Source organism: Alphaproteobacteria bacterium (genome assembly GCA_040218575.1).
Taxonomy (GTDB): Bacteria; Pseudomonadota; Alphaproteobacteria; order JAVJRE01; family JAVJRE01; genus JAVJRE01.
In genome coordinates this window covers 589,713-606,967 of sequence record JAVJRE010000007.1, presented here as the reverse complement: position 1 = coordinate 606,967, position 17,255 = coordinate 589,713, and the positions used below count along the sequence as shown (strand labels likewise).

Annotated in this window: 13 protein-coding genes; 7 read left to right on the top strand and 6 right to left on the bottom strand. The window is 68.6% G+C overall.

Annotation, left to right across the window (positions count from 1 at the left end; all coding sequences use genetic code 11):
* The first annotated feature begins 63 nt into the window (after positions 1–63).
* On the top strand, positions 64–306 hold the full coding sequence (locus RIE31_12155; protein ID MEQ8641339.1) for a hypothetical protein: 243 nt from the start codon (positions 64–66) through the stop codon (positions 304–306).
* A 40-nt stretch (positions 307–346) separates the two neighbouring features.
* Complete coding sequence (locus RIE31_12150) at positions 347–739, top strand: DUF2155 domain-containing protein (GenBank protein MEQ8641338.1); 393 nt, start codon at positions 347–349, stop codon at positions 737–739.
* Here RIE31_12150 and aat read toward each other — a convergent pair.
* From aat to aroQ, 4 genes are read right to left on the bottom strand one after another with little or no spacing between them, the layout of a single operon-like run.
* Entirely contained in the window at positions 685–1,332 is a 648-nt protein-coding gene (gene aat / locus RIE31_12145) for a leucyl/phenylalanyl-tRNA--protein transferase (protein ID MEQ8641337.1), read from the bottom strand. The two genes, RIE31_12150 and aat, sit on opposite strands and share 55 nt — an antisense overlap.
* 48 nt (positions 1,333–1,380) lie before the next feature.
* Entirely contained in the window at positions 1,381–2,724 is a 1,344-nt protein-coding gene (gene accC / locus RIE31_12140; protein MEQ8641336.1) for an acetyl-CoA carboxylase biotin carboxylase subunit, read from the bottom strand.
* Positions 2,725–2,734: 10 nt separating this feature from the next.
* Positions 2,735–3,172 (bottom strand): acetyl-CoA carboxylase biotin carboxyl carrier protein, encoded by a 438-nt coding sequence (accB, locus tag RIE31_12135; GenBank protein MEQ8641335.1) that lies wholly within the window; start codon positions 3,170–3,172, stop codon positions 2,735–2,737.
* Entirely contained in the window at positions 3,172–3,642 is a 471-nt protein-coding gene (gene aroQ, locus RIE31_12130) for a type II 3-dehydroquinate dehydratase (GenBank protein MEQ8641334.1), read from the bottom strand. Before aroQ ends, accB begins: the two co-directional genes overlap by 1 nt.
* Before the next feature lie 213 nt (positions 3,643–3,855).
* Here aroQ and RIE31_12125 point away from each other — a divergent pair, with 213 nt between their 5' ends.
* Complete coding sequence (locus RIE31_12125; GenBank protein MEQ8641333.1) at positions 3,856–6,015, top strand: S9 family peptidase; 2,160 nt, start codon at positions 3,856–3,858, stop codon at positions 6,013–6,015.
* Here the strand turns inward: RIE31_12125 and RIE31_12120 are convergent.
* Positions 6,012–7,385, bottom strand: coding sequence for a M48 family metalloprotease (locus RIE31_12120; protein ID MEQ8641332.1), 1,374 nt, complete (start codon positions 7,383–7,385; stop codon positions 6,012–6,014). The genes RIE31_12125 and RIE31_12120 overlap by 4 nt on opposite strands.
* Before the next feature lie 179 nt (positions 7,386–7,564).
* On the opposite strand from RIE31_12120, the gene RIE31_12115 reads away from it, so the two are divergent.
* On the top strand, positions 7,565–8,848 hold the full coding sequence (locus tag RIE31_12115; protein MEQ8641331.1) for a gamma-glutamyltransferase: 1,284 nt from the start codon (positions 7,565–7,567) through the stop codon (positions 8,846–8,848).
* 20 nt (positions 8,849–8,868) lie between these two features.
* On the top strand, positions 8,869–10,014 hold the full coding sequence (locus RIE31_12110; GenBank protein MEQ8641330.1) for an aminotransferase class I/II-fold pyridoxal phosphate-dependent enzyme: 1,146 nt from the start codon (positions 8,869–8,871) through the stop codon (positions 10,012–10,014).
* A 21-nt stretch (positions 10,015–10,035) separates the two neighbouring features.
* Here RIE31_12110 and RIE31_12105 read toward each other — a convergent pair whose 3' ends face one another.
* Positions 10,036–12,735 carry an Rne/Rng family ribonuclease gene (locus tag RIE31_12105; protein MEQ8641329.1) on the bottom strand — a complete coding sequence of 900 codons (2,700 nt, stop codon included), beginning with the start codon at positions 12,733–12,735 and terminating at the stop codon, positions 10,036–10,038.
* Positions 12,736–13,220: 485 nt separating this feature from the next.
* Here RIE31_12105 and RIE31_12100 point away from each other — a divergent pair, with 485 nt between their 5' ends.
* Positions 13,221–14,522: an N-acetylmuramoyl-L-alanine amidase gene (locus RIE31_12100; protein MEQ8641328.1), complete on the top strand. Its 1,302-nt coding sequence runs from the start codon at positions 13,221–13,223 to the stop codon at positions 14,520–14,522.
* A 186-nt stretch (positions 14,523–14,708) separates the two neighbouring features.
* Positions 14,709–17,186: a penicillin-binding protein 1A gene (locus RIE31_12095; GenBank protein MEQ8641327.1), complete on the top strand. Its 2,478-nt coding sequence runs from the start codon at positions 14,709–14,711 to the stop codon at positions 17,184–17,186.
* Positions 17,187–17,255: the final 69 nt, after the last annotated feature.

Here is a 17,255-nt window from a genome sequence, read left to right as displayed (position 1 = left end):
CCGCGGTTGGCGGCGGCGCTTTTAAGAGACGGTGCGGGACTACCGATACAGGGAGGCGACGGCATGACCGAGGAGACCGCAGGCACAACCACCAGCGCCGGGCGAACCGTCTGGCGTGACCGCACCGGCGCGCCGCTGACCTGCCACGAAAAGATCAAGGTTCTGGAAGACAATCTGGAGGAAATCCGCCAGCTCGCCCAGGACGCGTTCGAAGATGGCCTGCTTATGGAGTGTGATGAACAGCAGTTACGCCAGGTCCTCCATGACATGGTGGCCGGCCTGGCCAATCCCTGGCCGGTTCGCTGATGGACGGCGTTGATGGGCAGCGCTGACATGGGGCGCTGACGTGTCGCGCCGCGGCGCCATGCTGTGCGCGGTTCTGGCCCTGGCCGTCCTGACCGACGCGCCGGTCGCTGCCGCGCCCGGCGATATGGCTGTGCTGCAGGGACTCGACAAGGTGACGGCGCGCATCTCCACCTTTGAAATCCCGGTGGGTGCCGCGGGTATTTTCGGGACACTGGCTATCACGGTTCTGGCCTGTGACCGGACGCCGCCGGAAGACCCGCCGGAGCGTTCGGCCTATCTGGAAATCGATGACCGGCGTTCCGGCGCTGCGGCGCTGCGTGTGTTTGAGGGCTGGATGTTCGCCTCCAGCCCGGCCCTCAATGCTCTCGAACACCCGGTTTATGATGTGTGGGTGACCGACTGTAAAATCTCCAGCGGCGCACAATCGGAATAGACGGGAAAGCGTGCCGTGTGCTGCACGGCCTCTTCCAGCAGGCGACGATAGGCGGCGCGTGGCACCTCGATGGCGCCGAACTGCGTCAGATGGCCGGTCAGAAACTGAACGTCCAGCAGGCGATAGCCGCCTTCCACCAGGCGCGCCGCCAGGTGGACCAGCGCCACTTTGCTGGCATCGCGCTGGCGGCTGAACATGCTCTCGCCAAAAAAGGCGCCACCCAGGGACACGCCATACAGACCGCCGACCAGCACCCCGTCACGGCGGCACTCGACGGAATGGGCGTGGCCACGGTCAAACAGCGCCCCGTACAGGTCCAGGATGGTGTCATTGATCCAGCTTTCGCTGCGGTCCTTGCCGGGCGCGGCGCAGGCTTTCATCACGGCGCGGAAGTCACGGTCGGCGGTCACCTGAAAGCGGCCGTTGCGCACGGTGCGGGCCAGGCGACGGGGAATGTGCAGGTGGTTGAGCGGCAGTATGCCGCGCTGCTCCGGATTGACCCAGTACAGGGCCGGGTCGTCGCGCCGCTCGGCCATGGGAAACAGACCCGCGCCATAGGCCGACAGCAGGATTTCAGGGGTGATCGCGGCCATCAGTCAGGTATCCGCCGCCGGTCTGGCGGCGGCGTATTCGCTGCCACGTCAGGTGCGGCGGCCGACGAATCGCTCCAGCCAGTGGATATCATAATTGCCATTGACCACATCGGCCTCGTTGACCAGCCGGGCGTGCAGCGGGATGGTGGTCAGGATGCCGCCGATGGCGAATTCCTGCAGCGCCCGGCGCAGCCGCATCAGGCATTCGTTGCGGCTGGCCCCGTGGACGATCAACTTGGCCACCATGCTGTCATAAGTGGGCGGCACGCGATAACCGGAATAGAGCGCTGAATCGATCCGCACGCCGGGCCCGCCCGGTGCGTGGAAGTCGCTGACCGTGCCGGGCGAGGGCACGAAGGTCTGCGGATCCTCCGCATTGATGCGACATTCGATGGCGTGGCCGCGAAACGTCACGTCCTCCTGGCGGATCGACAGGGGCATGCCGGCGGCGATGCGAATCTGCTCGCGCACAATATCGACACCGGTGATCGCTTCGGTCACCGGATGCTCCACCTGCAGGCGCGTGTTCATCTCAATGAAATAGAACGCGCCGTCCTGATACAGGAACTCCAGGGTGCCGGCATTGCGATAGCCGATGGCCGCCACGGCGCGGCGCGCCACCTCGCCGATCTCGGCCCGCTGCTTGTGGTTCAGCGCAGGTGAGGGCGCTTCCTCCAGCAGCTTCTGATGACTGCGCTGGAGCGAGCAGTCGCGCTCGCCCAGGTGAATGACATTGCCTTCGGTGTCGCCCAGAACCTGCACCTCGATGTGGCGCGGGTGGTCCAGATACTTCTCCATGTAGAGCGCGTCATTGCCGAACGCGGCGCTGGCCTCGCGCCGTGCCTTGAGCAGGGCCTGCGGCAGGGCCTCGCGATTTCTCGCCACCTGCATGCCCTTGCCGCCGCCGCCGGCCGAGGCCTTGATCAGCACCGGATAGCCGATTGTCTCGGCCACCTCGCGCGCTTGCGCGTCGCTGGTCACCGGGCCGTCGGAACCCGGCACCGTCGGCACGCCGGCGTCCTTGACCGTCTGTTTGGCGCGAATCTTGTCGCCCATCATGGCGATGTGGTCGGCTGACGGACCGATAAAGGTCAGGCCGTGTTCCTGGACGATGCGGGCAAAGCCGGCATTCTCCGACAGGAAACCATAGCCCGGATGGATGGCCTCGGCGCCGGTTACCATGGCCGCCGACAGGATCGCCGCTACGTTGAGATAGGAGTCACGGGCCGGCGGCGGACCGATGCACACGCTTTCGTCGGCCAGGCGCACGTGCATGGCCTCATTATCGGCGGTCGAGTGCACGGCCACCGTGGCGATGCCCATCTCCCGGCAGGCGCGATGGATGCGCAGGGCGATTTCCCCGCGATTGGCGATCAGGATCTTTTCGAACATGAGGCTGGATCTATTCGATGACCAGAAGCGGCTGATCGAACTCGACCGGGTCGCCATTGTCCACGAGGATCGCGATGACCTTGCCGCCCTTGGGCGCGCGCACTTCGTTGAACGTCTTCATGGCTTCCACCAGCAGCAGCACGTCGCCGGCGGCGACGGTGGCGCCGACGGCTACATAGGCCGCCGCACCCGGTTCCGGCGACAGATAGGCCGTACCGACCATGGGCGAGGTGACCGCGCCGGGGTGGGACTCGTGACCGGCCGCCGGCGCCGCCGCCGGGGCGGTGGCGGGCGCTGCCGGCGCCGCGGCCGCCGGTGCGGCGGTCAGCGCGCGCGCCACCCGCACCTCGCGCTCTCCCTGCCGGTAGGCGATTTCACTGAGCCCGGTTTCATCCAGCAGGTGGGCCAGCCGGCGCACCATTTCGTCGTCGATTTCAAAAGGGTCCATCAGGCGTCCGCTGTGTTGGAGAGTCGGTCGGCCGCGGCGTCAATCGCCATATCATAGCTCAGGGCGCCAAAGCCGCAGACCACGCCGACCGCGGCGGCGCTGAGCCATGAATGATGACGAAAGGGCTCGCGGGCGTAAATGTTGCTGAGATGCACCTCGATGGCCGGCACACCGGCGGCGCGCAGCGCGTCGCCCAGGGCCAGCGACGTGTGGGTCAGGGCGCCGGCATTGATGATCAGCGCCGCCGCTTCGTCGGCCGCGCCCTGAATCCAGCCGATCAGTTCCGCCTCGCTGTTGGACTGGCGGAAGATCACCGTCAGGCCATGACCGGCCGCCCGCCGGTCGCAGCGCTCGGCGATTTCGTCCAGGGTCGTCGCCCCATAGATCTCCGGCTCACGCCGGCCCAGCAGGTTCAGATTGGGGCCGTTGAGGATCAGGATGGTCGAGTTGCGTTCCACCGGCACTGGCACGGGATGGCGCCTCCGTTGCGGCACTGGGCGCCGGCCGCCGGGGCGACCGGCGGTGGCCCCGCCTTATACCATGGCGCCGGAGTCCGGCAATCGCCGGCTGGCCGTGGTTGCCGGACGCTGGCCGGTACATACCGGCCCTGTGCAGGCGGGCCTGCGGGGCGGGCCTGCGGGGCGGGGTTGTGAGGGCAGGGATCGCCGCCGACACTGGCGGTTATGACATCGCCCGTCCCGCCGCCCACTCCGCCGCCGGCCACAACACGCGCCGTCCGCCCTTACGGGGCCTGGCCGTCGCCGATCACCGCCGATCTGCTGGTCGGCCAGGTGACTCGCCTCGGCGCTCCTTCTTTTGTCGGCGGTGACCTGCGCTGGTTGGAATCCAGGCCGGCCGAAGGTGGCCGCACCGTGGTCGTGGCCCGCCCGGCCGATCAGGCGGCGGACCTGCCGGTGCGCGACCTGTTGCCGCCGCCGTTCAATGCCCGCAGCCGGGTCCATGAATATGGCGGTGGCGCGATCATGCACGCTGCCGCCGCCGACCCTTCCCATGGGGCCGGCACGGACCGCGCGGGCGCGGCCGGGGCCGGGCGTCTGTGGATCTCCAACTTCGCCGATTGCGTCGTCTATGAGGTGCCGGCCGACGGTTCGCCACCGCGTCCCCTAACGCCCGTGCCGGCGGCCGGCGCGTCGCCGCGATGGCGCTATGCGGATGGTGACTACGACGCCCGCCGTCGCCGCCTCATCCTGGTGCGTGAGGACCATGGCGACAGCGCCGCGGCACCGGTCAACACCATCGTCGCCCTCGCCACAGACGCGGCCACAGATATGGCCGCCAACGCGGATGGCGGCCGGATTCTGGTGCGCGGTGATGATTTCTACGCCGCCCCCCGGCTCGACCCGGCCGGTCGGCGGCTGGCCTGGATAAGCTGGAGCCATCCCGACATGCCGTGGGACGCGACGCGCCTGTGGCTGGCCGATGTGGCCGACGATGGCGCGCTGGAGAACCGCCGCTGCGTCGCCGGTGGTGCGGGCCAGTCGGTTCTGGAGCCGCGCTGGTCGCCTGACGGTGTCCTGCACTACATCAGCGACCAGTCGGGCTGGTGGAACCTGTACCGGCTGGGGGACCATGCGGGCGGCCGCAACCTGTGGCCGCTGGCGGCAGAGTTCTGCGGTCCTCCCTGGCAGTTCGGCGGTCGTCACTACGGTTTTCTCGATGACCGTCGACTGCTCTGCATCTATAGCCGGGACGGTCAGGACCGGCTGGCGCTGCTGCCGCCCGATGGCGGTCCCGGCCAGGACATTGACCTGCCTTTCACCGCCATCGGTGACCTGTGCGTCGCCGGCCACCGCGCCGTCTTCGCCGCGGCCGGGCCGCGCCAGCCGTCCGGCCTGTGGTCCCTCGATCTTGCCGTCCGGGCCGGGCCGGGCGCTGCGGCCCCCATGCCCCAGGAGATCGCCCTCTCCACCCGGCTGGCGCTTGATCCGGCTGATATTTCCGTGGCCCGGCCGCTGTCCTTTCCCACCAGCGACGGCGATACGGCGCACGGCCTGTTCTACCCGCCGGCCAATGGCCGCTTCAGCGCGCCGCCAGACGAGCGCCCGCCGCTGATCGTCAAGAGTCATGGCGGGCCCACCGGCGCCACCTCATCGGCTTTGTCGCTGTCCATTCAGTACTGGACCAGCCGCGGCTTTGCCGTGCTCGATGTGAACTATCGCGGCTCAACCGGCTATGGTCGTCCCTACCGCCAGCGGCTGGAGGGGCAGTGGGGCGTCTATGACGTGGCCGATTGCGTTGCCGGCGCGCAGCACCTGGCCGATCAGGGGCTGGTGGACGGCCGGCGGCTGGCCATCACCGGTGGCAGCGCCGGCGGCTACACCACCCTTGCGGCCCTGTGCTTTCATGACGTCTTTCGGGCCGGCGCCAGCCACTACGGCATCAGCGATCTGGAAACCCTCGCCGCCGACACCCACAAGTTTGAATCGCGCTATCTTGACCGTTTGATCGGTCCTCTACCGGCGGCGCGTGACACCTACCGGGCGCGCTCACCGATTCATCATGCCAGCGGGTTCACCTGTCCGGTGATCTTCTTTCAGGGGCTGGAGGATCGCGTAGTGCCGCCGGACCAGGCGCGGCGCATGGCCGACGCCCTGGGTGAGCGGGGCCTGCCGGTCGCGCTGGTGGAGTTTGCCGGCGAGGGCCACGGCTTCCGCCAGGCGGCCAATATCCGCCGCGCCCTGGAGGCGGAGTTGTGGTTCTACGGACGGGTGTTTGGTTTTTGTCCGGCCGATGTCATCGATCCGCCGACCGTCGCCAATGAGTCGGCCCTGCCGCCCGCGCCCCCGTTTGTCCCGCCGGCCGGTTCCGGCAGCGCCGCCTAACGCTCGCGCTGCTGCCGCCGCACTTCGTCCACCCGACGCTGCAGGTCGGCCAGACGCAGCGCCCACGGCGACCCCACCGGCAGCAGGGCCTCCGCCCGATCGGCGTGCAGTTTGACCGCCGCCAGGTCACCCACCGCGAAATAGAACTCCGCCAGCGAGGCGGCGGCGGGGCCCGGCTGGTTGGTGCGGCCATAGGCGATGCCCAGATCGCGCCACGATCCCACCTGGTCGGGATCGCGGCTCAGTGACTTTTCCAGATGCCCGACCGCCGCCACAAGCTCGTCCGGCTGGCCGGACTCCACCTGCACCCGGCCAAGGCCGGACAGCAGCAGCGGCTCGTCCGGCGCCAGACTCACTGCCGCCTTATAGTCGTCGAGCGCCGCCGCATTCTGTCCCGCCTCGAACAGAATCTGGCCGCGCGTCTCGCGGAACCACGGATTGTCCGGCGCCGCCGCAATCAGCTCGTCGAACAGCGGCAGCGCGCGGGCCAGATCGGCCTGGCGGCCCCACGCAATGGCCCGGGCATAGCGCGCCGGCACCGACAGGTCGCTTTCGGGATAGGCTCTGAGGGTCTCGCCGGCGGACCGGGTAAAGCCGAACAGCTTGGCGCGGGCCAGCCCATGCAGGTCGATCAGCCGCTGTGGCATGGACCGGTCCGCCGCCGGCGTTGCCGCCACGTGGCGGCGCACCACGTCAATGCGGTCGCGGGTCAGCGGGTGGGTACGCAAATAGTCCGGCTGACCACGACCGACCAGGATGCTCTGCTCGTCCAGGGTGTCGAGAACGTCAAGCAGACCGTCGGCCGGCAGACCGGCCTGGTCCAGGTAGCGTAGTGCCGCGGCATCGGCCGCGGCTTCCTGGCCGCGGCTGAAGCTCGCCACATTGGCCATGGCGATGCCGCCGCCGGTGCTGGAGATGACCCCCGTCGCGGCCGTATCGCCGGTGGCCACCCCGGCGACAACGCCAAGCACCATGGCGGCGATGGTCTGCGCCCGCGCCTTGTCCAACTCCGCGTCCAGCCGCAGCAGGTGACCGCCGGTGATGTGGCCCACTTCATGGGCCAGAACGCCGATGACGGCGCCGGGATCGGTGGTATTGAGGAACAGACCGGTATTGATGAACAGGTTTTGACCGCCGGCCACAAAGGCGTTCAGACTGGGATCGTTTATGATGAAGATGCGCACCTGACCGGGCGACAAACCGGCGGCGTCGAACACCGGCTGGAGAAAGGCACGGATCGTATTTTCCAGCTCGCCGTCGCGGACGAAGTTCAGGGCCTGGGCGGGGCCGCCGGAAAAGGCCAGCATGAGCGCGGCCAGCAGGGCGGGAATCAGCCGTCCGGTCTTGCGTCCACCGCGTTCAGGTTTCATCAAGGTGATCCGTCTGTGGTCACGGGCCGTGCCGCGCGCCGCGGGCGCAAGGTGGCCGGCGCTGATAAGCCTCCGGCGCCGGTTGTGAAGTGCCGACTATAGCAGGTCGGCCATGATCAGGGCGCGCGGGAACACGGCGCGCATAAACAGGGTGGCACGAACAGGGTGGGCAGGACGTGATGGTGGTCAGCTTCTCTTCTCCCGGCTTGCGTCGCCTGGTGCGCCGTGCCCCGTCCGGCTGCCGTCGGTCGGCCGCTGCTGCGTTGGCGGTGGTGGCCGGCATGGTCCTTTCCGCCTGTGGCCTCGGGTCCGATACCAGTGTTTTCAGCCGTAGTCTGAATGATGATTTTGTCGGCATGGCGGCAGCCAGCGAGCCGGAAGCGGCGCTGGTCGCCCGCAATATCCTGCGCGGCGGCGGCAATGCGGCCGATGCGGCGGTCGCCGGCTCACTGGCCCTGGCAGTGACCTATCCGGCGGGCGTGTCGCTGGGGGCCGGCGGCCGTTGTCTGGTGATTGACGGGCAGGCCGGGCGTTCCGGTGTGCTGGAGTTCCCGGCCGCTGGCGCTGCCGGCGTCGGCCTGCCGGCTCTGGTCCGTGGTCTGGCGGTCCTGCACGACAGCTATGGCGAAATCAAATGGCAGGGCCTGACCGGACCGGCCGTCCGCCTGGCCGGCGGCGTGGCGGTCTCCCGCACTCTGGCGGCGGCGCTGGCGGCCAACAGCCGCAAGCTGGCTGACGACCCCCTGACGGCGGCGCTTTTCCTCGACGGGTCCGGCCAGCCGCTGCAGGAAGGCGACCGCCTGGTCCAGCCGGCCCTCAGGCGCATTCTCGGCCAGATACAGTTCGAATCCGGCGGCATTCTCTACACCGGCCAGAGCGGCCGGACGCTTGCCCTGACGTTGCGGGACATGGGCCTGGCGGTGACCGCGGCGGATCTGGCGGCGGTGCAGGCCACCTGGGGCGCGGCGTCGGCTGCGGGCGCCGTGGACGGTCGCCTGCGCTGGCTGGCGGCCGGACAGGCCACAGGGGCGGCGGCCACCGGTACCCGCCATTCCGGTGGCGGGATCGTCACCGCCGATGGCAGCGGCATGGTGGTGGTCTGCGGATTGAGCCTGGGCGCACCCTTCGGCACTGGCGTGACGGTGCCCGACTGGGGCTTCCTGCTGGCCGAACCGGCGGTCACCACTTCCGGCACCACCGCCCTCGCGGCGGAGCTCAGCGACAGTGCGCGCACGGTCTACTCCGCCGTTGCGGTCATCGGCGACGCCGCCGCTGCAGAGCGGGCACAAGGCCTGCTCGCTCGCCTCGGCGATGGTGCGCCGGCGGCCGCGGCGCTTGCCGCCACGGTGACAGCGGCGACGCAGGCCGTCGCCTTTCATTGTCCCGACGGCGTCGCCAGCCGCGCGGCGCCCTGCGCCATCGCCGCCGATCCGCCCGGCCTGGCCCTGCTGGATCGACGCTGAACCGGTTTGCCGCTTCGCCCATGGCGCTCAAGTCTTCACGTCGCGGCCGCACGGCGCCGTTCCATGCCCTGGCCATGATGCGCCAGGCGCGTGAAGTGGCGGCGACCGGCGCTGATGTCATCCACATGGAGATTGGCCAGCCTGGCAGTGCGGCGCCGCGGGCGGTGCTTGCCGCCGCCCGCGCGGCGCTGGACAGCGACCGTCTCGGCTATACCGAGGCTCTGGGGCTACCGGCATTGCGGCACGATCTGGCGGCGCACTACAAGGCCATGTACGGGGTCGCCGCGGCCATGGAGCGAATGGTGGTGACCACCGGGTCTTCGGCCGGGTTCGTGCTGGCTTTCCTGGCAGCCTTTGACGCCGGCGACCGCGTTGCTCTTGCCGCGCCCGGCTATCCCGGATACCGCAATATCCTGCATGCGCTTGATTTGCAGGCTGTGGAGATCGCTACCGGGCCCGACAGCGGGTTTCAGCCGACCATCGCCCATTTGGCGGCACTCGACCCGTTGCCTGACGGCCTCATTGTCGCCAGTCCGGCCAACCCTACCGGTGCCATGCTGTCGCCTGAGGATTTTTCCGCTCTGGCCCGCTGGTGCCATGACCATGGGGTGCGCCTGATCTCCGACGAGATCTATCACGGCATTACGTTCGGCCGGGCCGCGGCCACTGCCGTGGCGCACAGCCCCAGCGCCATCACTGTTAACAGCTTCTCCAAATACTATGCGATGACCGGTTGGCGATTGGGCTGGCTGGTGGCGCCGGACGACCTGGTGGCGGCTATAGAGGCTCTGGCCCAGAACCTGTTTCTGGCGCCGCCGACCCTGCCGCAGCTTGCCGCCCGCGCCGCCCTCCACAGCCATGAAGAGCTGGACGGCCATGTGCAGCGCTACCGCGCCAATCGCGACCTCTTGCTGCATCACCTGCCCATGGCCGGTTTCGACAGTTTCGCGCCGGCCGATGGCGCCTTCTACCTCTATGCGGATGTATCCGCACGGACCGACGACAGCATGGGCTTCTGCCAGCGTATGCTGCGCGAGGCGGCGGTCGCCACAGCGCCGGGCATCGATTTCGACACCCGGCGCGGTCACCACTATCTGCGTTTCTCTTTCGCCGGCTCAACCGCCGACATGGAAGAGGGTGTGCGACGGCTCAAGGCCTGGCACTAGCCGGACATCAGCGGCCGGCTGTCAGCCAAAGGCCCGCTGCCACCACCCTTTGCGTCGCGATGCGCTGTTGGCGCCACCATCGCCCCCATCGTCGCTCGCGCTGTCGCTCGCACCATCAACATCCGCCGAAAGGCTGGCGCCGTTGACTGAGGCATGGTCGCCCGCGTCACGCCGCGCAGAAGAATGACTCTGCGTCTCAACCGCCGCTGGCGCACCGCCGGACTCGACGGCCGTGCCCCGCCCACCGCTTGCTTGGGGCGCACCGTCGCCATCGCTGTCACCGTTCGCGGCCGCTGTGCTGGCCGCTCTGGCTGGTGTCTTGCGGCGGGTCCGACTCTTGGTGGCGGGCTTTGCCGTGGTCTTGCCGGCGGTCTTGGTCTTGGCCTTGGCGCGGCTGCGGCGCGCCGGTTTGACCGTCTCGCCGTCGGTCCCGCTTGCGCTGGCCGACTCGTCGGTAGCCGTGGCGGCGATGGTATTGTCATCGCGGCTCTCGTCGCCGCTGCTTATGCCAGGGCCGTCAGCGGACTCCTCGGTGACGGCGCCATCATCGGCGCTCGCGGCACGACGTGCGCGGCTCGGCCGTCGCCGTGATCGGGGTTCTGGCGGCGTGGCTTCATCCGCCGCCGCTACGCGCCCGTCATCATCACCGGTCGGTTCCCCTCCAGCGCCGTTGGCGGCATCGCCAACCTGCTCGTCGCCCGTCTGGTCGTCATGCGCTGGTTCGCTGGCTGCCGCCTGGTCATTCTGACCGGACTCGCCGGCCTCGCTGGACTCATCGCGCCGCCGCCGGCGTCTGCCGCCACGTCGGCCACGGCGCCGCCGCGGCCGGCCGTCGCCATCCTCACTGTCGCGCGTCGTTCGCTCGCGGCTGTCCCCTTCCGCGTCAGGTGTCGCTGACACCTCCTCTTCGCCGGTCTCGGCAGATGACGCTTCGCCTTCGCCGCCGTCACGCCGACGGCCGCGACGAGGCCGTCGCCGGCCGCGCGCCTCCTCCTCGCCACGGGGTCGCTCTTCCTGGCGCGGTGCTTCTTCACTTCGTGCGCGGTCGTCGCCCCGGCTGACGCGGCTTTCCGGACGGGCCTCGCCGCTTTCGCCCCGATCGCTTTCAATGCGGTAGGCGGGCGGGGTCAGGCTGTCATCGCCCAGGATACGCAGGCGCACACCAAAACGCTGCTCGATCTGCAGCATGTCGTCGCGCTTGTCGTTGAGTATGTGCAGCGCTACCGGCGTCGCGGTGTGGACCGTCAGGTTGCCGCCACCCCGCATGCAGCTTTCTTCTGCCGCGCGCAGAACGTGCAGGGCGCTGGACGGGATGTTTCGGGTCAGGCCGGTGCCGCCGCAGGTTGAACAAACATTATAGGTTGCCTCGATCAGGCTGGGCCGCATGCGCTGACGGGACATTTCCATCAGGCCAAAGGGGCTGATGCGGCCAAGCTGGATACGTGCCCGGTCGTTGGCCAGGGCCGCCTTCAGCCGTCGCTCCACCGCATGTACATGGCGCGTATCGTCCATGTCGATGAAGTCGATGACGATCAATCCGGCCAGGTCACGCAGGCGCAGTTGCCGCGCCACTTCGTCCGCCGCCTCCAGGTTGGTCTTGTAGGCGGTCTCTTCGATATTGCGTTCGCGGGTGGCGCGGCCTGAATTGACGTCGATGGCGACCAGCGCTTCGGTCTGGTTGATGACGATGGAGCCGCCGGCAGGCAGCTTCACGTCCAGATCGTGCAGATCGTCGATCTGGCCGACAATGCCGCAGTCGTGGAACAGAGGTACGGATTCGTTCTTATACTGTTTGACGCGCCGGGCATGACTCGGCATCAGCATCCGCATGAAATCCTTGGCGGCTCGATAGCCTTCCTCGCCTTCCACCAGCAGCTCGTCAATCTCGCCGCGGTAGAGGTCACGGATGGACCGGCGCACCAGGTCGCCCTCGGCATGAATCAATGCCGGTGCCGTGGATTTCATGGTGTTTTCGCGGATGTCGCTCCACAACCGCATCAGATAGTCGCAGTCGCGCTTGATTTCGGTCTTGGTCCGGTCCTGCCCGGCGGTGCGGACGATCACCGCCATGCCGGCCGGCAGTTGCATCTCTTCGACAACGCTGCGCAGGCGCTTGCGGTCCTGTGCGCTGGCGATCTTGCGGCTGACGCCGCCGCCGCGCGGTGTGTTGGGCATCAGGACGCAATAGCGTCCGGCCAGCGACAGATAGGTGGTCAGCGCGGCGCCTTTGGTGCCGCGTTCTTCCTTGGTCACCTGAACCAGCAGGATCTGCCGCCGCTTGATGACTTCCTGAATCTTGTAGCGGCGGGCGAAGGCGCGCCGTCGCCGGTCCTCGGCTTCATCGGCATCGGAGTCGTCGGTGCCACCGACGGTCTCCACCGGCTCGCCGTCGCCATCCTCGTTGTGGCTGGCCTCACCATTGCCGTCGCTTTCGCGGTCCGCCTCGGCGGTCAGGGCTTCGCGGTCGGCGACGGGAATCTGGTAATAGTCTGTGTGGATTTCGTTGAACGGCAGAAAGCCGTGGCGATTGCCGCCGAACTCAACAAAGGCCGCCTGCAGGGAGGGTTCTACCCGCGTCACCTTGGCCAGATAGACATTGCCTTTGACCTGCGCCTTGGCGGCGGTCTCAAAATCGAAGTCTTCAAGCCTGTTGCGGGAATCCACCACCGCCACGCGGGTTTCGCCCGCGTGGGTGGCGTCGATGAGCATGCGTCGTGTCATGTATGGCTCCAGAATCCGGCGCACGGCTATCAGGCGCGGCCCGAAGGGCGCGGACAGCGGCGCGGGAAGTAAGGTCGATGGGAGAGGAGCACGCCAGCGTCGCCCTGAAGCGAAGGTTGGTGCGGGCGGGGCGGGGCGTGTCCAAGTGTGCAATGATCCTGTTGGCCGGGCCGTGGCGAAATGCCGGTGGGCACCGGATGGTCTTGCGGTACTGCGATAACGGGCCGCTGCACGAATGCCGGGAGTGGCGTTGCGGCGGTGCCGGATTATGGCGCCCCGTCCATCACCGGCCGCAGGCGGGCCGATCCACCCAGTCGGGCGAAGGTCGTCCTGCGGCATGTAACCTGGCCACCATACAGGCCGCCGCCGTCGGGCGCCAGAGTCCGTTTACCATGCCGTCGCCGGGTCCGCCGCCTGGCACGACCGCGTGACTGCCTGACAAAGGGCTTCCCATCGAGTCAAGGAATCTGCCATATGTCCTTGACATGACTGCGACTCTTGACTGCCTTCGCCGCCTTGTATCCGGCTGCCTGCTGGCCGCCCCGGTGGTCGGGCTGGTGGTCGGGCTGGCGGTCGGGCTGGTCGGCATTCTGGCGCCGCTGGCCGGTCCCGCCGCCGCTGCCGGGCCCCAGGTCATGGATGTGCGGCTCGGCGTCCATCCTGACCGCACCCGACTGGTCCTGGACCTGTCCGGGCCGGTGCCGTTCCGTATCTTCACCCTGGTGGAGCCGAGGCGGGTGGTGGTCGACTTGCCGCCGGTGGACTGGCGGTTGCCCGGCACCCTTGGTCAGACCGGCGCCGGCGTGGTGCACAGCTTTCGCTTTGGCCAGTTCGATGCGGCCACCTCGCGTCTGGTCCTTGACCTGTCGGCGCCGGCGGCGGTTAGCCAGGCGTTCCTGCTCGCCGCCGCCGATGGCGCCCCCGATCGTCTGGTGATCGATCTGACAGTCAGTGACCCGGCCAGTTTCGCCGCCGCTTCGGCCGCCACCGCCCCCCCTGCCGCCGCTGCTGCAGCGCCAGCGGCGCCTGCCGCCGGGCCGGACACGGCGACGGCCGGCCTGCCGGGGGTGCAGCGGCGGCCGATTGTCGCCGGCCCCCGTGTCATCGCCATCGATGCCGGCCACGGCGGGGTTGATCCCGGCGCCATCGGTGTCCGCGGCACCTATGAGAAGTCCGTTACCCTGGCTTATGCCCAGGCCCTGGCGGCGCGGCTGCAGGCGACGGGCCGCTACCGCGTCTATCTGACCCGTGATCAGGACACGTTCCTCAGGTTGCGTGACCGTGTGGCGCTGGCCCGGACCCAGGGGGCGGACCTGTTTATCTCGCTGCACGCGGATTCCAATCCGGACAAGGGGCTGCGCGGGGCCAGCGTCTATACCTTGTCGGAAACCGCCTCCGACGCTGAATCCGCCGCCCTCGCCGCCAAGGAGAACAAGGCCGACATCATTGCCGGCATAGACCTCAGCAGCGAAAACCCGGAAGTCTCCGGCATCCTGATTGATCTGGCCCAGCGCGAGACCATGAACCTGTCGGCCCGCTTCGCCGGCATGTTGACCGCTGAAATGGCCGAGGCGGTGACCGTCCTGCGGCACAGTCACCGCTTTGCCGGGTTTGCCGTGCTCAAGGCGCCGGATGTGCCGTCGGTCCTGCTGGAGCTGGGCTACCTCTCAAACCGGGAGGACGAGGCGCAGCTCAATGGCGCCGATCACCGCCGTGCCGTCGGCGATGCTCTGGTCCGTGCGCTCGACGCCTATTTTGCCTGGGCCGACGCCCTCAATCGCACATAGGTTGCGGGCCGCGGGCGTATGGCCGGCGCCGCCGGCCGCGGGGCCGGATACCATGCGCAATTCCTGCCATATTTGCCGCCTATGTTTGCGGCATAGGGCTAGACTGGCGACGGCGGCCGGTCCGCCGCCGCAGCAGGCCACCGCCGGCCAGTCCGCCGCCGCAGTCGCAGGAGCGCCACCGGTGCCATGAGACGTTTCTTTGCCTTTGTCCTGGTTTGCGGCCTGCTGCTTGGCCTGGCCGGCGTTGCCGGCGTGCTGGGGCTGTTCTGGCACTTTGGCCGCGATCTGCCGCGCTATGACCAGTTGGCCGACTATGAGCCGCCGACCACCACCCGCATTCACGCCGGCGACGGCCGGCTGATCGCCGAATATGCCAGCGAGCGCCGGGTCTTTGTTCCCATCGAGGCCATGCCCAAGCTGGTGGTGAAGGCCTTCCTCGCCGCCGAGGACAAGACCTTCTACAGCCATCCGGGGGTCAATCCGTTCAGCGTCGTGCGCGCCGCCATCACCAATGTCAGCCGTCTCGGCACCAACCAGCGGCCGGTCGGCGCCTCCACCATCACCCAGCAGGTCGCCAAGAACTTTCTGCTGACCAACGAGGTTTCCATAGAGCGCAAGGTCAAGGAGGCGATCCTCGCCCTGCGCATGGAGCGCGCCCTCGGCAAGGACCGTATTCTCGAGCTTTATCTCAATGAGATTTTTCTTGGCTTCCGCTCGTTCGGTGTCGCCGCGGCGGCTCTCAACTATTTCGGCAAGTCGCCGGATGACCTGACTCTGGAAGAGGCGGCGTTTCTTGCGGCTTTGCCCAAGGCCCCCAACAACTATCATCCCCGTCGCAATTACGAAGCGGCGCTGGACCGCCGCAACTGGGTCATCGGCCGTATGGAAGCGGAGGGCTTCGTCACCGCGGAGGAGGCCGCGGTGGCGCGCGACCAGCCCCTGACCATTCGTCCGCCCGGCCGGACCACGCTCGCCGACGCGGATTGGTTTGCAGAGGAGGTGCGGCGCGAACTCGCCGACTCCTACAGCGAGACCACCCTCTATGAGGGCGGGCTCAGTGTCCGCACCAGTCTCGATCCCCGCTTGCAGGCGATTGCCGACCAGGTGCTGCGCGACGGATTGGAAGCCTATGACCGGCGTCATGGCTGGCGCGGCCCCTTGGCGCGCCTGGCGGACGGCGCCGACTGGCGGGTGGAGCTGGCCGGGCTGTCGGTACCGGCGCTGGCTCCGGGCTGGCGGCTGGCCGCTGTCCTGGCCCTGGGCGCGGACGGGGCGGAGATCGGCCTGGTCGGTGGTCGCACCGCCAGCCTGCCGTGGAGCGAGATGGACTGGGCCCGCCCCTGGCAGGCGGGGCAGTCCGTGGGGCCGGCGCCGTCGCGTCCGTCGGATGTGCTGACGGTGGGCGACATCGTCGCTGTCGAGCCGCTGGTTGATGCGGTTGATGCGGCTGCCCAGGCCGGCGGTCAGGCCGACGCCCAGAGCGCTGGCCAAAGCGGCGGTGCAACCGCCGGCGCGGGGCTGGCCAGCCGCTTTGCCCTGCGCCAGATCCCGGCCATCGACGGCGGCCTGGTGGCGCTCGATCCCCATACCGGGCGGGTGCTGGCCATCTCCGGCGGCTACAGCTTTGCCCGCAGCCAGTTCAATCGGGCCACCCAGGCCGCCCGCCAGCCGGGGTCCGCCTTTAAGCCCTTCGTTTATCTGGCAGCGCTGGAGGCCGGCCTGTCGCCGGCGACCATTGTCCTCGACGCGCCCTTTGTCATCGATCAGGGGGTCGGCCAGGGGCTGTGGAAACCCAGCAACTACACGGAAGAGTTCTATGGGCCGAGTCCCATGCGTGTCGGCATCGAGAAATCGCGCAATCTGATGACCGTGCGTCTGGCCCAGACCATTGGCATGGCGCGGGTGGCCGGTGCGGCGGAGCGTTTCGGCGTGGTCGACGATCTGCCTGAACTTCTGTCCATGTCGCTGGGGGCGGCGGAAACCACGCTTCTGCGCCTGACCAGCGCCTACGCCATGCTGGACAATGGCGGCCGGCGCATCACGCCAAGCTTCATCGACCGGGTGCAGGACCGCCATGGCCGCACCGTGTTCCGCCATGACACGCGCGCCTGCGCCTGCGGTCCTGGCACGCTGAACGCAGGCGTGCCGCCGGCCTTGCCGGACCTCAGGCCAAGGGTTGCCGATCCGGTGACCGCCTTCCAGATCGTCTCCATGCTGCAGGGCGTGGTGGAGCGCGGCACCGGCGTACGCATTGCCGCTGTCGGCAAGCCGCTGGCCGGCAAGACCGGCACCACCAACGATGGCCGCGACACATGGTTCGTTGGCTTTGCCCCCGATCTGGCGGTGGGCATCTACATCGGCTTTGATGAGCCGCAGACCCTGGGCCCGCGCGAGACCGGTTCCAGCGTTGCCGTGCCCGTATTCCGCGACTTCATGGCGGCGGCGCTGGAAGACCAGCCGGCCATTCCGTTCCGTGTGCCGCCCGGCGCGCGACTGGTCTGGGTTGACGCCGCCAGCGGCCAGCCCACGGGCGGTCGCCGTCAGGGCGCCATTCTCGAGGCTTTCCGCGAGGGTGCCGTGCCCACCGAGGCCGGCGCTGTCATTGACGGCGGCGTACCGGCCGACTCCACTGCACCGGCCGCCGGCACCGGTGGGTTGTACTAGCGCTTGCGGCCATCGAGCCACGCCACCTTGCGCTGGCCCGGCCCTCTGCTAGGGTCCGGCCGGGTTCAG